At 68.3% G+C, this 16,165-nt stretch carries 15 protein-coding genes; 3 read left to right on the forward strand and 12 right to left on the reverse strand.

Annotated elements, in window-relative coordinates:
* Positions 1–58: 58 nt before the first annotated feature.
* The 5 genes from ACFVBH_RS03610 to ACFVBH_RS03630 form a co-directional block, all read right to left on the reverse strand.
* Positions 59–1,738, reverse strand: a complete 1,680-nt coding sequence (locus tag ACFVBH_RS03610) for an AMP-binding protein (protein WP_378999465.1) — start codon at positions 1,736–1,738, stop codon at positions 59–61.
* 37 nt (positions 1,739–1,775) lie between these two features.
* On the reverse strand, positions 1,776–2,327 hold the full coding sequence (locus ACFVBH_RS03615; protein ID WP_378999467.1) for a nuclear transport factor 2 family protein: 552 nt from the start codon (positions 2,325–2,327) through the stop codon (positions 1,776–1,778).
* Positions 2,328–2,420: 93 nt separating this feature from the next.
* Positions 2,421–3,821 carry a PucR family transcriptional regulator gene (locus ACFVBH_RS03620; protein ID WP_378999470.1) on the reverse strand — a complete coding sequence of 467 codons (1,401 nt, stop codon included), beginning with the start codon at positions 3,819–3,821 and terminating at the stop codon, positions 2,421–2,423.
* Positions 3,822–4,092: 271 nt separating this feature from the next.
* Positions 4,093–4,560: a hypothetical protein gene (locus tag ACFVBH_RS03625; RefSeq protein WP_378999472.1), complete on the reverse strand. Its 468-nt coding sequence runs from the start codon at positions 4,558–4,560 to the stop codon at positions 4,093–4,095.
* Between the two features lie 151 nt (positions 4,561–4,711).
* A complete protein-coding gene (locus tag ACFVBH_RS03630) occupies positions 4,712–5,176 on the reverse strand; it encodes a MarR family winged helix-turn-helix transcriptional regulator (protein ID WP_378999475.1) in 465 nt (154 codons plus the stop codon).
* 51 nt (positions 5,177–5,227) lie between these two features.
* On the opposite strand from ACFVBH_RS03630, the gene ACFVBH_RS03635 reads away from it, so the two are divergent.
* The 3 genes from ACFVBH_RS03635 (at position 5,228) to fmdA (ending at position 8,035) form a co-directional block, all read left to right on the forward strand.
* Positions 5,228–6,319, forward strand: coding sequence for a substrate-binding domain-containing protein (locus tag ACFVBH_RS03635; protein ID WP_378999477.1), 1,092 nt, complete (start codon positions 5,228–5,230; stop codon positions 6,317–6,319).
* Positions 6,320–6,469: 150 nt separating this feature from the next.
* On the forward strand, positions 6,470–6,748 hold the full coding sequence (locus tag ACFVBH_RS03640; RefSeq protein ID WP_378999479.1) for a zinc ribbon domain-containing protein: 279 nt from the start codon (positions 6,470–6,472) through the stop codon (positions 6,746–6,748).
* A 33-nt stretch (positions 6,749–6,781) separates the two neighbouring features.
* A complete protein-coding gene (gene fmdA, locus ACFVBH_RS03645) occupies positions 6,782–8,035 on the forward strand; it encodes a formamidase (protein ID WP_354988070.1) in 1,254 nt (417 codons plus the stop codon).
* A gap of 110 nt (positions 8,036–8,145) precedes the next feature.
* On the opposite strand, the gene ACFVBH_RS03650 is transcribed toward fmdA, so the two are convergent.
* The 7 genes from ACFVBH_RS03650 to ACFVBH_RS03680 form a co-directional block, all read right to left on the reverse strand.
* Positions 8,146–8,919 carry an RCC1 domain-containing protein gene (locus ACFVBH_RS03650; RefSeq protein WP_378999482.1) on the reverse strand — a complete coding sequence of 258 codons (774 nt, stop codon included), beginning with the start codon at positions 8,917–8,919 and terminating at the stop codon, positions 8,146–8,148.
* Between the two features lie 224 nt (positions 8,920–9,143).
* The gene (locus tag ACFVBH_RS03655; protein ID WP_378999485.1) at positions 9,144–10,181 is read right to left on the reverse strand and encodes a ketopantoate reductase family protein; all 1,038 of its coding nucleotides are present in this window, start codon (positions 10,179–10,181) and stop codon (positions 9,144–9,146) included.
* Positions 10,178–10,915 carry a DUF1684 domain-containing protein gene (locus tag ACFVBH_RS03660; protein WP_378999487.1) on the reverse strand — a complete coding sequence of 246 codons (738 nt, stop codon included), beginning with the start codon at positions 10,913–10,915 and terminating at the stop codon, positions 10,178–10,180. Before ACFVBH_RS03660 ends, ACFVBH_RS03655 begins: the two co-directional genes overlap by 4 nt.
* A complete protein-coding gene (locus ACFVBH_RS03665; protein WP_378999489.1) occupies positions 10,912–12,591 on the reverse strand; it encodes a dipeptide ABC transporter ATP-binding protein in 1,680 nt (559 codons plus the stop codon). The genes ACFVBH_RS03660 and ACFVBH_RS03665 overlap by 4 nt, the downstream gene beginning before the upstream one ends.
* Positions 12,588–13,484 (reverse strand): ABC transporter permease, encoded by an 897-nt coding sequence (locus tag ACFVBH_RS03670; protein ID WP_378999491.1) that lies wholly within the window; start codon positions 13,482–13,484, stop codon positions 12,588–12,590. Before ACFVBH_RS03670 ends, ACFVBH_RS03665 begins: the two co-directional genes overlap by 4 nt.
* Before the next feature lies 1 nt (position 13,485).
* On the reverse strand, positions 13,486–14,442 hold the full coding sequence (locus tag ACFVBH_RS03675; protein ID WP_378999493.1) for an ABC transporter permease: 957 nt from the start codon (positions 14,440–14,442) through the stop codon (positions 13,486–13,488).
* Entirely contained in the window at positions 14,439–16,130 is a 1,692-nt protein-coding gene (locus tag ACFVBH_RS03680) for an ABC transporter substrate-binding protein (protein WP_378999495.1), read from the reverse strand. The genes ACFVBH_RS03675 and ACFVBH_RS03680 overlap by 4 nt, the downstream gene beginning before the upstream one ends.
* Positions 16,131–16,165 lie beyond the last annotated feature (35 nt).

The following is a 16,165-nucleotide window of genomic DNA, read 5'->3' on the forward strand; positions in this document are numbered from 1 at the left end:
CGCTCGAGCCCCCGAGAAGCTGGGGCATGGCACCGCAGCGACCGGACCAGGCCCGACGTCAGAACAGATGCTTCCGGCCGAACGAGGCGAACTCGGCTTCGAGATCGGACTTGCCGCCGTCGGTCAGGGCCTCGTATTCGGGCTTGCCGCGCCCGAACCAGCTGTACAGGGCCTCGTCGGTGTGCCAGCGCTGTTCCTGGAGTTCGCGTTTGAGTACCTTGTTCGAGCCGGTGACCGGCAAGCCTGCGGAGACGCGTAGTAAGCGGGGGGCACCCTTGGAGCCGAGATCGTCTTGAGCCGTGAGGAACTCGGCGAACTCGGCGACATCGAAGGCATCGGGATCCGCGACCTCGATCGCCGCCATCACCCGGTCGCCCGAGCGGGGGTCCGGCACGCCGTAGACCGCGGCGGCGATGACCGCCGGATGTCGGCGGATCACCTGTTCGATCGACAGCGTCGAGGTGTTCTCCCCGTCCACGCGGAGCCAATCGCCTTTGCGGCCACCGAAATACAGGAACCCGGCTTCGTCGACGTAGCCGAGGTCTCCGGTCCAATACCAGCCGTTTCGCAGTCGTTCGGCATCCGCGGCATCGTTCTTGTAGTAGCCCTCGAACACCATCGCGCCGGCCTTGTCGACCATCTCGCCGACCGCCTCATCCGGATTCAGGACACGGCCGTATCCGTCCAATATCGCGCGCGGACAATCCTCGAGCGTATCCGCGTTCACGACCGCCACACCCGGATGCGCCGGACGGCCCAGGGCGGCGGCCGGGGCAGCCGGATCGAGCGCGGCCAGGGCCGGGCCTTCGCTCGATCCGTAGCCCTCGAACAACTCGGCGCCGAATCGGCGGCGGAACTCGGCCTGGTCGGCCACCGACGCCTCGGTGCCGAAACCGCGGACCAGGGTGGTGCCGGCGTCCTGCGGCGTCGCCGGGGTGGCGAGCAGATAGCCCAGGGCCTTGCCCACGTAGGTGAAGAACGTCGCGCCGAAATACCGTATGTCGGAGAGGAATCCGGTCGCTGAGAACTTCGGGGTCAGGCATACGGTCGCGCCGTTCACCAGCGCCGGCGCCCACAGCGCCATGATCGCGTTGCCGTGGAACAGCGGCATGCAGCAGTAGTCCACGTCCTCGCGGATATGGCCGAACTTGTCGCTGGCGGCGTAGCCGAGCATGGCCAGTCGGCGCTGGGTGCACTTGACCGCCTTCGAGGCGCCGGTCGTGCCCGAGGTGAACAGCAACAGCAGCAGGGCCTCCGCGCCCGCGTGCGCGACCGGCTCGGTTGCGTGCGCGATCAACGATTCGGTGTAGGCCGGGTCGTCCACCAGCAGGAACCGGTCCGGATCCAGTCCCAGGTCGAGAGCCTCCAGGCGGGCCATGCCGGGCGCGTCGGTGACGATCAATTGGCAATCGACATAACGGATGTCGGCTTCCAGTTGGGCGTTGCCGCGGGTGGGATTGATGCCGACGACGGTCGCGCCCGCCAGGGCGGCCGCGCCCAGCCAGAAGACGAAATCGGGCACATTGTCCAGCAGAACGCCGATGTGGAACGGACCGTCGCGCCGCAGTGCGCGGGCCAGTTCGGCGCGCGCCGCCGATTCCCGCACCACCGCGTCCCAGGTCCAGTCCCGCTCGCGGGTGCGCAGGCCGAGCCGCTCGTCACCGAGCCGGTCGAGCAGCAGGCTCGCGATGTCCGCGCGCCGCGCGCCTGGGGGCCGCGACACTGATAGGTCCGTCATCTCCGATTCGCCTTCCATCCGCCGAGTTTCGCGCTTTTCACACGCCCGGGTACACGAGTTCGACGTACTCCCTGGGCAATTCATCGAACGAGAGCTTGCGGATCTCGACCGGCCCCGAGTGGTACGAGTCCTCGCCGACGATCAGACCCGCCTCGTCCACCGGCCACAGCAGCAGTTGACGGAAGGAGATCAGGTAGTCGGCCGCTGGGTCCTCTACCGGCAGGCCGATCTGCGCGGCGTACGCGCCGGGGTAGATCTGCCGCAGGTACCCCTCGGTGACGACGCAGTTGTCGTCTACCAGCAGGCGGTCCAGGTCGAACTCGAGAATGTTGGACTTGCTCGCCACGAACGCCGCGTAGTAGTCCCGTACGCCGTCCCAGCCCTTGGGGCCGACATCCTGGCCGAACTGCCAGAAGTGGTAGTTCGGCTCCGGCACCAGCGTTTTCATCAAACCATCCAGGTCCGGCACGGCTTCGGCCTTCATATGCGCGATGACGATCTCGAGAACCTGGCGATGCCGCTCGTTGACGGTGACGGCGAGCCGCTCCTCGAGCAGTTTCCAGGTGCTGGTGGGTTCGACGATGGCCATGGTGTGAATCTCCTTCTCCCGCACCGGCTGTGCCGGGCCCGTCGATCGTCTCCGAGTGGCGTGATCCGGGTCACCCGCCGCCCGTCGCGAGAATCACCGCCCCGGCCCGACACCCGTCGGTTCCGCCGCCGGGACCGACAACTGCGCGCACGACAGCGCCATCCGGCGCACGAACAACGCCAGCGTCGCGGTGAACCGGTCCAGCGCGTCGTCGACGTCCCAGCCCATCACGGCCTCCACCTGCGCGATTCGAGCGGCCACCGTGGAGTGATGCAGGTGCAACTCGGTCGCGGTGCGCCGCAGCGTGCCGAAGACGCAGAACGCCTCGAGGGTGTCGACCGCCAGCGCACCCGCCTCGGTCGCCGCGAACTCGTTGACGCGCGTCACGTCCGCGACCCCCAGCAGCCGCTGCACGGGTAGATCCGCGAGCAGTTCAAGCGCTCCCAGCCGTTCGAACGCGATCACCCGGCGCCCGTGCCAGGTGGATGAGGCGAACCGCAGCGCACGCCGCGCCTGCTCCCACGATGTGGCGGCCGCATATGCGGGCAACGATTCGCCCACCCCGATCCACGGCCCGTCCGCACCGGATTGGGAGGCCGGAAATGCCCGCACCACAGCGGCGTTCAATGTGTCCGAGAGACCAAGGTCCACGAAGGAGAGCCGCCCCGGTCCCACGGGAGCCTCTCCCCCTGCCTCGCCCGAACCGGAAACGCCTACGCCGGAACGCGTTCCGCCGTTCGCCGGCACCGAGTCACGCCCACGCTGCCCGGCGACCACGCTGCCGCCGGACGGTACGCTCGACCGTCCCGGGTCTTGGACCAGTACCGCGGTGATAGAACCGATCACCGCCTGCCGCAGCACGGGGACATGCTCGCCGATGATCCGCACGGCCACCGCGGTCCCCGGCCCGGCCAGCGCGAGCACACGGGTCGACCGCCCCGGATCCAGCCCGAGCAGCCGCATCGCCCGGACCCGGTCCTCACGTCGCTCCTTCTCCGACAGCACCACTTCCAGCAGCGCCGGATCATCCATCCGCAGCGGGTTCGCCAGCTCCCGGGTGGCCACCACCCGCAGGCAGTGCCGCAGCCGATCCAGCACCACGTCATCGAGCGGATGCGCGGGCGCGGACCAGGATCGCGCGCCGATCGGCTCGGACCGCGCGGGTCGACCGGTCGCGCGTGGCACACGCTCGGACGATGCGTCCCACCCCGCGCGCTCGAGCCAGACCGCGGGGTCCATCCCCGCCGCATCGGATCCGGTTCCCGCGGCCGGAAGCAGTCTGCCCGCCGCGTCGTAGCGGATCACCGGACCGCCGGGCCAGCTCGCGCCCACCGGGCATTCGGCCAGCAGCGCGGCCGCGCGAATGACGGTGTCGGCGTTGGCAGCCGATTCGTCGAAGCCGTCGAAGTAGTCGACGATCCGCAACACGGCGTCCGCGCCGCCGGTCAGCTCGGACAGCCGGGGCACGTTCGAGGTCGGCGCAGGCTCGGACACACCGCTCCCTCCACATCGATGGATCGTCCGCTCAGCCTTACGCGCCGATATACGAAATCACCGGCAATCGACCGAACCGTTCGACTGGATGGGACTCGGGTTGCGGGGGTGCCTAGCGGACAGCCTCTTACCCGGTGTGCCGACTGAAACCACACCTTGCCCGCCCCGGTGCGACTGTGCGTAATTTCGGGCCGGTCCTCGGCTCCTGCTTCGCAGAAGTCCTGCCGCCACCGGGTACGCACAGATGCAGTGGCAGATGACCCATTAGAAGTCAGTACACCCGGAAGCTGGTGACGCTGGGGGAATGCGGGAGATCGGTGGTGAGGGTGAATTCGACTTGGCCGGGGCCGGTTACGAGGCGGAGATTGCCCACCACGGGGGCCGACCAGAAGAACGGTTGCCAGGCGCCCAGGGGGGTGGAGGCCTGCCCGGTGGCGCCGGTGTCGAGGTTCCGCCACTGGACCGTGGGGGCCAGGGTGCACCAGGGGGCCGGGACCCCGAAGACCTTCAGCCAGCCCTTGAGTTGGAGGTCTACCGTGCCGGGCACGTCACCGTCGGGGTAGACATTGCCCACCGCCCAGACGTCGCCGGAGCAGCCCAGCCCGTATGCGCCCGTGGTGGTCATGGGGAGGTCGACCGGAATGTAATTCGAGGCCGCGGCTGGCGTGCTGGTGGCGATCAGCGCGGCTGCTGCCGCGCCGGCGGCGAGTGAGACCTTGGCAAGTTTCCGGTGGGGCATTTTCAGCCTTTCGACTGTCGATTGCTGCACGGGCGTTTGCATGAGAGGACTTCGGATTCATTGTTCCATCGGCTAACGGATTGCCGGCGTTACCCCGGCGCTTCGAGCAGCGAGCGAGTGAACCCCCGGTGGGCGGCAGGATGCCGGTTGCTCAGCGCGCGACGATCGACCCCGGTGCGTCGACCTCGTGCAGCCGGTCGACCAGTGCGGTGAGCGAGCGGTCCAGGCGGGCGTCGGTTGCCAGAGCGCCCAATCCACTGCTGGAAATCGCCTCGCACATCCCCCGATAGGCGACCTGTCCCCGGCGGGTGGGGAAGACCAATACGCGGCGACGGTCGGTGTCGTCCACCTTGCGATGCACCAGATTGTCCGCGATCATCGCATCGATGAGCCTGGTCAAGCTGGCGCCTGAGAGCAGGGTGGCGTCGCCCAGCTGCGACATCGGGACCCCGGCGCCGCCGGTGACGGTGGTGAGCACATGCCAGCGCGCGACCGCGGACTCGCCGAGACAGGCCGCGATCGACCGGTCCAGATCCTGCGACGCCCGGCGCACCAGGCGCGCCAGCCGTTCCAGCGCCGCGGTTTCCCGGGTCGAGCGGGCAGTGCTATCGTCCACCGGAGCACTATATACAACGCCGTACGGTATTGATTCGATCGGAAATATTCGGTGGTGATTCCGTTGCCGCACAGGAATTCTCGCACCGAACGCAGCACGGTGGATATCGCGCTGGTGGTACCGCTCAGTGGGCCGGCGGGAATGTTCGGCCCTTCGTGTGAGGCCTGCGCCACCCTCGCCGTCGCGGATATCAACGCGGCGGGCGGAATTCTGGAGCGCGAGGTCCGGCTGCATCCGGTCGACGCTGGTGCGCCTCTGCCCGAACTGGCCGCGCGCATCGACAGAATGGTCGGGCAGGGCCGTGTCGACGGCGTAGTGGGCTGGCATCTGTCCAACGCCCGCAAGGTGATCACGCCGCAGACGGCCGGGCGGGTGCCGTACGTCTACACCACCTTCTACGAGGGCGGCGAGGATTCCGACGGTGTCTACATGGTCGGCGAAACCCCCGATCACCAACTCTTCCCGGCCATGCGCTGGCTGCGCGCCGAACAGGGCATCCGACAATGGTGCGTGATCGGGAACGACTACGTCTGGCCGCGTGAAACCGCGCGGGCCGCCAGGGAATTCGTCGACACCACCGATCTCGATATCGTCGGCGAGGCGTACGTTCCGCTCGGCGGCCGCGACTTCCGGCACGCCATCGACCTGATCCGGCGCTCCTCGGCGCAGGGCGTGCTGATCTTCATGGTGGGCGCGGACTGTGCGGCGTTCAACCGCGCGTTCGCCCGGGCAGGTCTGGACGAGAGCCGAATCCGGCTGAGCATGATGATCGGCGAGGATGTGCTGTACGCGGGCGGCGCGGACAGCACCCGCGGATTGCACACCGCCAGCGGATATTTCGAAAGTCTCATCTCGCCCGCCGGAATGGATTTCGGCGCCCGGTATCTCCGCGAATTCGGGCCGATAGCGCCCGCGCTCAACAATATCGGTGAATCCTGCTACGAGGGCCTGCTGCTGTTCGCCTCCTTGGCCGAAGGCGCTCGCAGTCTGGACCTGCGGGCGATCGAACGCAATGCCGGGCGGGTGAGCTACGACGGTCCGCGCGGTGAGGTGCGGGTGCGCGGCGCGCACACCACCCAGCCGGTGTACCTGGCCGGAGCCGACGCGCTGGAGTTCAGCGTGCTGGCCGAGCTGAATTCCTGAATCCCCTCTCCCCCAAGCCATCACGGTCCGATGTCGGCTAGCCCGGCGCCGTAATCAGAACTTCACGTGGCGGATTCACCACGGAGACCCGCACGGCTTTGTATCGTCTCCGTACGGAATATGTTCGAATGAAAATAAATGAGGAGGATCGTGCCCTCTTATCAGTTCGACTGCCACACCTGCGGAAGCTTCGATCGCACCTTCTCGATGGCCGAGGTTCCGGCCGCCACCGCCTGCCCGGTGTGCGCGAGCGCGTGTCGCCGCCGCTTCGGGGGCGCCCCGCTGATCCATCCGGGGTCCGCTGCCGCGCGGCTCATCGACGCGACCCAGCGCACCGCGAGCGAGCCGGGGGTGGTCGGCGCGCCGGCCGGCCGGGGTCCGGGTCGCATCACCCGGAATCCCCTGCACCGCAAGCTTCCCCGCCCCTGATCCCGCGATACCCGACACCGAGAGAAGGACGCCTTGCCAGAACTGCTCTTTCCCCTGGATTCCCGCAAGAAGTTCACCGAGCAGAAGTACGTCGGCCACAACCGCTGGCATCCGGATATCCCGGCCCCGGTCACGGTCAAACCCGGTGACGAGTTCCGCGTGCACGTGCGCGAATGGTTCGACGGCGCCATCCACAACGACGACTCCGCCGAGGACGTGCTCAACGCACCCTTGAGCACCGTGCACTGTCTGTCCGGCCCCTTCGCGGTGGAGGGTGCGAAGCCCGGCGACCTGCTGATCGTGGACATCCTCGATATCGGCCCGATTCCGCAGGAGGACTCCGGCCCGCTGGCCGGCCAGGGCTGGGGCTACACCGGCATCTTCCCCACCGACAACGGCGGCGGCTTCCTCACCGAGCACTTCCCCGACGCGTACAAGGCGATCTGGGATTTCAGCGGCCATACCGCGACCTCACGCCATGTGCCGCACGTGAAGTTCACCGGCATCATGCATCCCGGACTGATGGGCACCGCCCCCTCGGCGGCGCTGCTGTCCAAGTGGAACGCCCGCGAGGGTGCGCTGATCGCCACCGATCCGCAGCGCGTCCCGCCGCTGGCGCTGCCGCCCGAACCCCGCGACGCCATTCTCGGATCGCTGAGCGGCGGCGCGTTCGACGCCGCCGCGGCCGAGGCCGCCCGCACCGCGCCGCCGCGCGAGAACGGCGGCAATCAGGACATCAAGAACCTCACCCGCGGCAGCCGCGTCTTCTACCCGGTCTTCGTGGACGGCGCGAAGCTGTCGGTCGGCGATCTGCACTTCTCCCAGGGCGACGGCGAGATCACCTTCTGCGGCGCGATCGAGATGGGCGGCTTCATCGACCTGCGGGTGGACCTGATCAAGAACGGCATGGAACTGTACGGCGTCTCGGAGAACGCCATCTTCATGCCCGGCAACGAAGGCCCCAATTACACCGAGTACCTGGCCTTCTCGGGCACCTCGGTCACCCTGTCCGGCGAGCAGCGCTACCTGGACTCGCAACTGTCCTTCGAACGCGCCTGCCTGCACGCCATCGACTACCTCACCAAGTTCGGCTACAGCCCCGAACAGGCCTACCTGCTGCTCGGCGCGGCTCCCATCGAGGGACGTTTCTCCGGCGTGGTGGATATTCCGAATTCTTGTGCCACCGTGTACATCCCGACGGCGATCTTCGACTTCCCGATCACCCCGAGCGCATCCGGTCCGGTTGCCATCGACCCGGGAATGGGGGCGCCGCGCGCCACTCGCTGACTCGAAACCGGCTCGGGAGGAGTCGAATTCGCGAGTGAATCGGCTCCTCTGCTGGCGGATCGCGCACGTCGAGTGGCGTGCGCGTCGAGCAGACCGCGTTGTGTCGCCCGCTACGTGGACCGGTCCGGCGACAACGCGCCGACATCGCACTGGCCGTCGGCATCGTTTCCCGCCGCCAGCACCGTGCCATCGGCGCGGAGTCCGAGCGTGTGGGTCGATCCCGCCGCGATGGCCACGACATCTCGCCACCCTCGAACATCGCATTGCCCGTACCCGTTGTCGCCGACGGCGAGAACTCCGCCACCCGCCGTCAGCCCGACCGTGTGATAGCTCCCCGCGCTCACCGCGACGATGTCGGTCCATCCATCGACAGCACACTCGGCTGCTCCCCGGCGCCCCGCAGCGACCACCCGGCCGTCCCTCCCGAGCCCGACCGTATGGAGGTATCCCGCCGCGATGCCGGCCAGTGCCCGCCACCCTCCGACATCGCACTGCCCGCCACGGTTGTTGCCGACTGCGACAGCGGTCCCATCCGCGCGCACCCCAACCGAGTGCCAATCACCACATCCGAGCGCCACGACCTCGCGCCACTCCCCGATCTCACACTGCCCCTCCGCGTTTCGGCCGACCGCCACCACGCTGCCATCCGTATACAAGCCGAGCGTGCGCCGCCAACCAGCCGCGACGGCCGTGACACCACTCCATTCCCGCACGTCACACTGCCCATCACCGTTCCCCCCGGCGGCCACCACGGTGCCATCCGCACGCAGCCCGACCGAATGTGACTTGCCGGTGTTCCGCGCGGAGTGCACATTGCCCGCCGCCACAGCGACGATATGCCGCCACTGCTCCACGTCACACTCCCCGGCGGCACCGTTGCCCACCGCAACCACAGTGCCGTCAGCACGACAGACAACCGAATGCCGCCTGCCCGCCGCGATTGGCGCCACGATAAACCCCTGTCCCCGACCATCTGATGTCCGCCGACAAATCCTAGTGATCCGGTGACGCCGGATCGGCGAAACTCCACTCCGAGCCGTCGGGCCGGATGGCGGAGCGGTGTTCGGTTGATGCCGGCGCCGGTGGTGGGAGGGCAGATCGGGTGGCGTCAGTGCTGCTGCTGCGACGACGCTGTGGCGAGGAGTTCGGTGAGGGTCTCCAGGCCCGGGAGGTCGAGACCGCCGCCGGTGTGGGTCGCTCGGGAGAGCAGTTGCTGCAGGCGGGTATTGAGGGGGGCGGGGACCGCGTGGAGCCGGGACAGGAGGGCTATCTCACCGTTGAGGTAGTCGACTTCGTTGGTGGGGGTGGCCCGAGCGAAGCTCTGCCAGGTGGATTGGCGGCCGGGGGTCACCCCGGACTGTTCGTCGAAGTGGGTTTGGGCTGGGTCAAGGACGAGGTCGGCGAGGTCTCGGGGGGTGAGGCCCGCGGCGGCGAGGACCGTGCGGGCTTCGGCGCTGAGGGCCAGGCCGATCGTGTCTTTCGTGCGGCGGTCTCCGGCCAGTACTTCGAGTCCGTTGCGGACACTGTGGACGATCTTCGCTGCCTTGTAGGAGCGGATATCGGAGACCAGGGTGATCAGGAAGTTCGCTTCGGTGACGTCCGTGGCGAAGGTTTTCAGAGCCTGCTCGGCGAATTCGGGTGTGCGCGTGCTCGAGATTCCGGCGATGACACCGCCGAGGTGGGGATGCCCGCCGACGCGGACTTCGCCGGTGCGACCGTGCTGGGCCGAGATGAGGAAGACCGCGCCCAGCACGGTGTCGAACCAGCGGGTGGCAGCGCGTTCGGCGTCCAGGCCGTTCTGCACGGTCACCACCGGAATCAGTTCCGCGGCAATGCCCCGGATATCGCCGTGCTCGTCGGTCACGTCGCGCCATGCCACGGCGGGAGCGACCGTCGGCAGATCCTGGGACTTCACCGCGAGCACGACGATGTCGCCGATCCGCAGTCCCAGGTCCGCCGCCAGGTCGACGGCCCGGAGCCGAACCTCCCGGCTCCCGGCGTGGGTGTGGTACGACAGTGGTTGTGTGACAAGGTGTTCGAGCGTCGCACCGCGTGCCACGAGCAGCACGTCATGTCCGCGATCGCCGAGTTCCACGGCCAGACTGACGCCGATCGCCCCCGCGCCGACGATGACATATCGGGTCATCGGCCGACCCGGCGCAGGAAGGTCTCACCGGCGCGCACCGGGAAATCGAGGCGGTTCTCCGGTGGCGGCAGCGGGCACAGGTAGTGGTCGGAGAATGTGCAGGGCGGCAGGTGGGCGCGGTTGAAGTCCGCGACGATCCGGCCCTCGGCATCGGGGGCGGGGACGGTGAGGAATCGGAAGCGCTGGGTCTCGGTGCCGTTGGTGGTGTCCGCGAAGGTGAGCTGGATGTCGCCGTTCGGGGCAGCCGCGCCCGACAGCGCCAGTTCTCGGCCGTCGATAACGATACGCAGGCGAACCCTGGCGTTACTGCTGACGAATCCGTCGATGTGGTCGAGTCGCAGTGGCGCGTCGAAGGTTTCGGCGACGCCGTCGAAGACCCAGGAAGGATCCGGGGCGAAGGCGTCGATCCCCGCCAAGTCGGCACGGGTGGGCGCTTGCGGGTCGAATACCCGTAGTGCGACCTCGCCGGCGCGAATCAGGGTTTGCAGCAACAGGTCTCCGCTGGGCACTCGGTCCCCGGGCGCGAGCTCGAGATGAAAACCGGTGCCGTGGCCGATGGCGCGGCCGTCCGCGGCGACCCACGCGCCCGGGACGCCGTCGATGTGCAGCGGAGTGTCGCCGAGCCAATATGTTCCGATCGCGGCGGCGAGACCGTGCGCCGCGGTGGCGAGCGTCTCGCGCTCGGTGTGCCACTGCTGCCAGTGGGATACCCAGGTATCGGTTGCCGTGGTCATTGTGCGGCCCTTTCGAGAGTGGAGGGTTCCCGGCCGGACACTGCCCGGCGTCCGGGGATGGCGGCGAGCAGCCGTTGGGTGCGAATGTCCTGCGGATCGCCGAAAACGTCCGCGACCGAACCCGCTTCGACGACTTTGCCCCGGTCGAGCACCGATACGGTGTGCGCGATCTTGGCTATCACCGAGAGGTCGTGCGACACGAACAGGTATGCCAGGCCGAATCGCCGTTGCAGGTCGAGAAGCAGTTCGAGGATCTGCTCCTGCACCGAGACATCCAGCGCGGAGACCGGCTCGTCCAGCAGCACGAGATCCGGTCGCAGGGACAGGGCGCGCGCGATGGCGACGCGCTGGCGCTGCCCGCCGGACAACTCATCGGGCAACCGGTCCAGCGCGGTGCGCGGCAGCGCCACCGCATCCAGGAGTTCACCGGCGCGGGCGCGGCGTTCGGCGCGGCTGCCGATTCGGTAGGACACCAGCGGCTCGATAACGCTGTCGCGCACCGTGAATCGCGGATCCAGAGCGGCGTAGGGGTTCTGCTGTACCAGCTGGAAGCGCCGACGCAGCGGGCGCTGCCGCCGCCACGACAGACCCGCCAGATCGGTACCGTCGAAGCGCACCGCACCGGAGGTGGGCGGCTCGAGGCCCATTGCGAGACGCAGCAGCGTGGATTTCCCCGAACCGGATTCGCCGACCACCGCGTGGGTGCGACCGGCGGGCACGCGGAGCGACACCTCGTCCAGCGCGACCACTCGGCGCCCGCGCCGGGTGGCCCGGAATTGCTTGGACACAGCGTCGATCTCGAGAATGGCGGGAAGGTCTTCGGCCCCGGTTTCCCGGAAGTGCGGCGCCGGCACTCCCCCGTTCGCCAGCGCGGGCGCGGCAGCGATCAGCCGACGGGTATAGGCGTCCACGGGTGCGACGAGAATCTGTGCGGGTGTGCCGGATTCGACGATCCGGCCCTGTCGCATCACGATCACCCGGTCGGCGCGGTCCGCCGCCACGGCGAGATCATGCGTAATGATCAGCAGGGCGATACCGCTCTCGCGCACCAGCGATTCGAGATGGTCGAGGATGCGGGCCTGTACGGTCACGTCCAGCGCGCTGGTGGGTTCGTCGGCGATGATCAGATCGGGTCGCCCGGCCAGGGCGATCGCGATCAGTACCCGCTGGCGCTGTCCGCCGGAGAGCTCGTGCGGATAGCGGTGCACATGGTGCTCGGGGTCGTCGAGTCCGGCGGTGCGCAATATGCCGAGTACTTCGACATCCACCGCGGGACCGCGTATTCCGCGCAGTCGTACCGCCTCGGCGACCTGGGTTCCGATCGGCCGGGTGGGATTGAGGCCGACCATCGGGTCCTGCGGAATCAGTCCGACCGTTGCTCCGCGCAGGGAACGGACCGTCTTCTCGCGGGCTCCGACGATCTCGACTCCCCCGACCCGAATCGAGCCGCCGATGATCCGCGCGTTATCGGGCAGCAGGCCGATCACAGCGTGCGCGGTGGTGGATTTTCCGGAGCCGGACTCGCCGACCAGCGCCACGATTTCGCCCGGGCGCACCGACAACGAGACATCGTCCACGGCTCCCACCACGCTGCCGCCGGTCAGGTAGCCCGCCGAGAGGCCGGAGATTTCGACGATCGGCGCGACGGCCCGCGTGCGGGCTTCCGGCGCGGTCACCGCCGCACCTCACGCATGGTTTGCGCAATGTGGTTGAGCGCCAGCACCGTCAGCGCGACCAACGCGCCCGGCAGCAGCGACACCCACGGCGCGGTCACCAGGAAGTTTCGTCCGGCGGCCACGAGCGACCCCCATTCGGCCTCCGGTGGCGCCGCCCCGAAGCCGAGGAAGCTCAGTGCCGCCACCGCGATGATCGCCGCCCCGAAATCCACTACCGCCAGCGCCAGTACCGGACCCCAGGAGTTGGGCAGCACGTGCCGGATCAGCACTCGCGGCCAGGATCCGCCACCGGATCGCGCGGCTTCCACATATGGCAGCGTCTTCACCCGGAGCACCTCGGCACGGGTGGTGCGCGCGAAACCGGGGATGGTGCCGACGCCGACGGCGATGGCCACCGGGATGGTCCCGAAGCCCAGGGCGGTGACGATCGACAGCGCCAGCAGCAGGCCCGGAATCGCGAGCTGCACATCGACCACGCGCATGATCAACGCGTCGAGTACGCCACCGAGAAACCCGGACACCACGCCCAGCAGGAGTCCCGCGCCGAGCCCGATGGCAATCGCCAACAGGGCCGCCTTGACCGTGAGGTCGGCGCCGTAGAGCGTGCGGGTCCACAGATCGCGACCGACATCGTCGGTGCCGAACAGGTGGGCGCCGCTGGGCGCGCGCAATCGCTCGGCGGGTGCGGTGGCGTAGGGCTCGTAGTCGGTGAACAGGGTGGGCGCGAAGGCGGCGACGATCACGAAGGCGACCAGCACGCTCGCCAGTACGAAGCCGGGCCGGCGGGCGAGCCGCAGCAGCCGCGAACGGCCACGGGCGCCGCGTGTACGCGGGGGAAGTTCCCGGCCGTCGCCGAATGCGGTCGTCTCCGGGGCAGTCAGCGTTTGCACCATGTCACCGCACCTCGGCGGCCGCAGGGTGGGCGATGCGCGGATCCAGCAGCGGATAGAGCAGGTCGACGATCAAGTTGATCAAGACGAACCCGGCGGCCGCGACCACCACGATCGCCTGCACCACCGGAACATCCTTGGCGAGCACCGATTCCTGGGCGAGCCGGCCGATACCGTTGCGATTGAAGACGGTTTCCACCACGATCGCGCTGGTCACGGTGAGGCCCACCAGGACGCCGATGATGGTGAGCGCGGGCAGGGCGGCGTTGCGCAGGGCGTGCCGGAACTGCACGGCCCCGCGCGAGAGGCCCTTGGCGCGAGCGGTCACGATGTACGGCTCGCGCAGGGTGTCGGCGAAGCTGCGACCGAGCACCTGCGCGAGCTGGGACGCGCCCGGCAGCGCCATGGTGATCACCGGCAGTACCAGGTATTTCCAGCCGCCCGAGCCCGAGGACGGCAGCCAGCCCAGCTCGAACGAGAAGTACTGGATGAGCCCGAGTCCCACCAGGAACGACGGGACCGCGACGCCCAGCGCCGGGGCCCGATCCAGCAGCACGCGCAACGGTGCGATCCGCACGAACGCGGCCAGGTAGGCGATCCCCGCACCCAGCACGATCGCGAGCGCACCGGCGATGAGGCTGAGTGTGAGGGTGCCGCCGAGTCTTTCGGCCAGCAGCTCGCTCACCGGCGCCTGTTTGGCGATCGAGGTGCCGAAGTCGCCGTGCAGCGCACCGGTCAGCGCGGAGAAGTACTGGTCCGGGATCGGTCGGTCCAGCCCGTACTTCGCCTTGGCGGCCGCGAGCTGTGCCGGTGTGAGGGAATCGGTTTCGATTCCGGCGGCACTGAGCTGGATCGATACCGGATCACTGGGAAGCAGGTAGAGCACGGCGAAGGCGAGGGTGAACGCCGCCCAGAGCACGCCGGCCGCCTGTACCACCCGCCCGGCGATATAGCCGATCACGGCTGGATCCAGACGTCGTGCAGGTCGATGAAGCTCTCGGCGGTGAATCGGAAACCGTTGACCTGATTGCGAATTCCGGCGAACTGCACGCGTTCGGACACCGGGAAGGTGATGCCGTTGTCGATCAGCACGCCCTGGAGTTCGTGGTAGATCCGCTCGCGCGACGCGGGATCGGTCGACTGCACCGCACGGGTGAACAGATCCGAGATCTGCGCCGCCGCGGCCGGTTTCTGGGCATTGCGCGCCAGCGCCTTGGAGTTGGCCAGGGCTTCTACGAGGATGAATTGCAGCGCACCGGGCTCCGCCCGGGTGAAGTAACCCTCGACGAGGTCGTACTGGCCGTTGGCGATGACCGCGGGCCGCTCGGCCGCGGTCACGGACTTCAGCTGGAGCTCGATTCCCACCTGGCGCAGCTGATCCTGGAACAACTCCGCACCGACACTGGCCGCGCTCAACGGCTGGACCAGGGTGAGCCGCTTGCCGTCCTTGGAACGGTATTGATCACCGGGCGCGAACTTCCACCCCGCCGCGTCCAGCAGGCGACCGGCCTGCGCCGGGTCATAGGTGAGCTTGGCGCTCTGGTTGGCGTAATACGGGGTGGTGTTGTCGAACGGACCGCCGACGACCGGGTAGTCCGCTCCGAACGTGGTCGCGGCGAACGTCTTCAGATCGATGGCGTGGTAGAGCGCCTGCCGGATCTGGTCGTCGGCCAGCGGGCGACCTTCGGACACGTTCGGGTACAGCGTGTAGGAGACGCCCGGGAGCGAACGCGATCGCAGATACGCACCGGATCGGCCGATCAGGGCCTGATCCTCGACGGTGAACGGATTGCGCGGCCAGGCGATGTCGATCTGTCCGCTGACCAGGTTGCCGGTCCGAACCCCGTCTTCGGCGACGTAACTGACCTTCACCTTGTCCAGATAGGCCTCGCCGGTGTTCTTGTTCAACGGCGACGGCCACCGGTAGCCGGTCCGGCGACTCAGGGTGACCCCTTGGTTCGGGGTGTAGTTGTCGAGCGTGAACTGTCCTGATCCCACGACATCGCCGAGGCAGCGCTGCTGCGGCGTCTTCTGGAAGGAGGCCGGCGACAGCAGCGCCAGGTTGGTGGTCGCGGTCGCCTGCAGGAAGGAGGAATTCGGCCTACCGAAGTGGAATTTGACGGTCTTGGGATCGATCACCTGCGCCGACTCGAGTCCCACGATGTAGCTCGCGCCGAACGCGGTGCCGCTCGAGGTGCGTGCGAGATCGATGAATCCGTCGAAATTGGTCTTCACCGCGGCGGCGTCCAGCGGTGCGCCGTCGGCGAAGGTCACACCCTCGCGCAGGGTGAAGGTGTAGTCGAGCCCGTCGGGGCTGATCTGCCACGCGGTCGCCAGCCACGGCACGATCGCACCGGTGTCCGGGTCCTGGTCGGTGAGCGAATCGGCGAAGTTGCGGATCAGCGAACGGTGTTCGATCCAATAGGTCTGGAACGGGTCGATGCAGGCGAAGGCCACATTGTCCGGAAAGAACGCCAGATTCAGGGTGCCGCCGCGCACCGGTTCCTGCCCTTCGCCCGAGGGCCCACCGGCGGTGTCGGCGCTGCCGCCGCAGGCGCTCACGAGCAGGGTCAGTGTCGCGGCAAAGGCTGCGGCACCGAGCTTTCCGGCCTTGCGCGGACTGCGCGCGAGCCGCGTGGTGATAGTCATGGCTGGGTTGTTCCTCGAAGTAGGTTGTGGGCGCG

Origin of the sequence: Nocardia sp. NPDC057668, assembly GCF_042799795.1 — a bacterium.
Taxonomy (GTDB): domain Bacteria; phylum Actinomycetota; class Actinomycetes; order Mycobacteriales; family Mycobacteriaceae; genus Nocardia.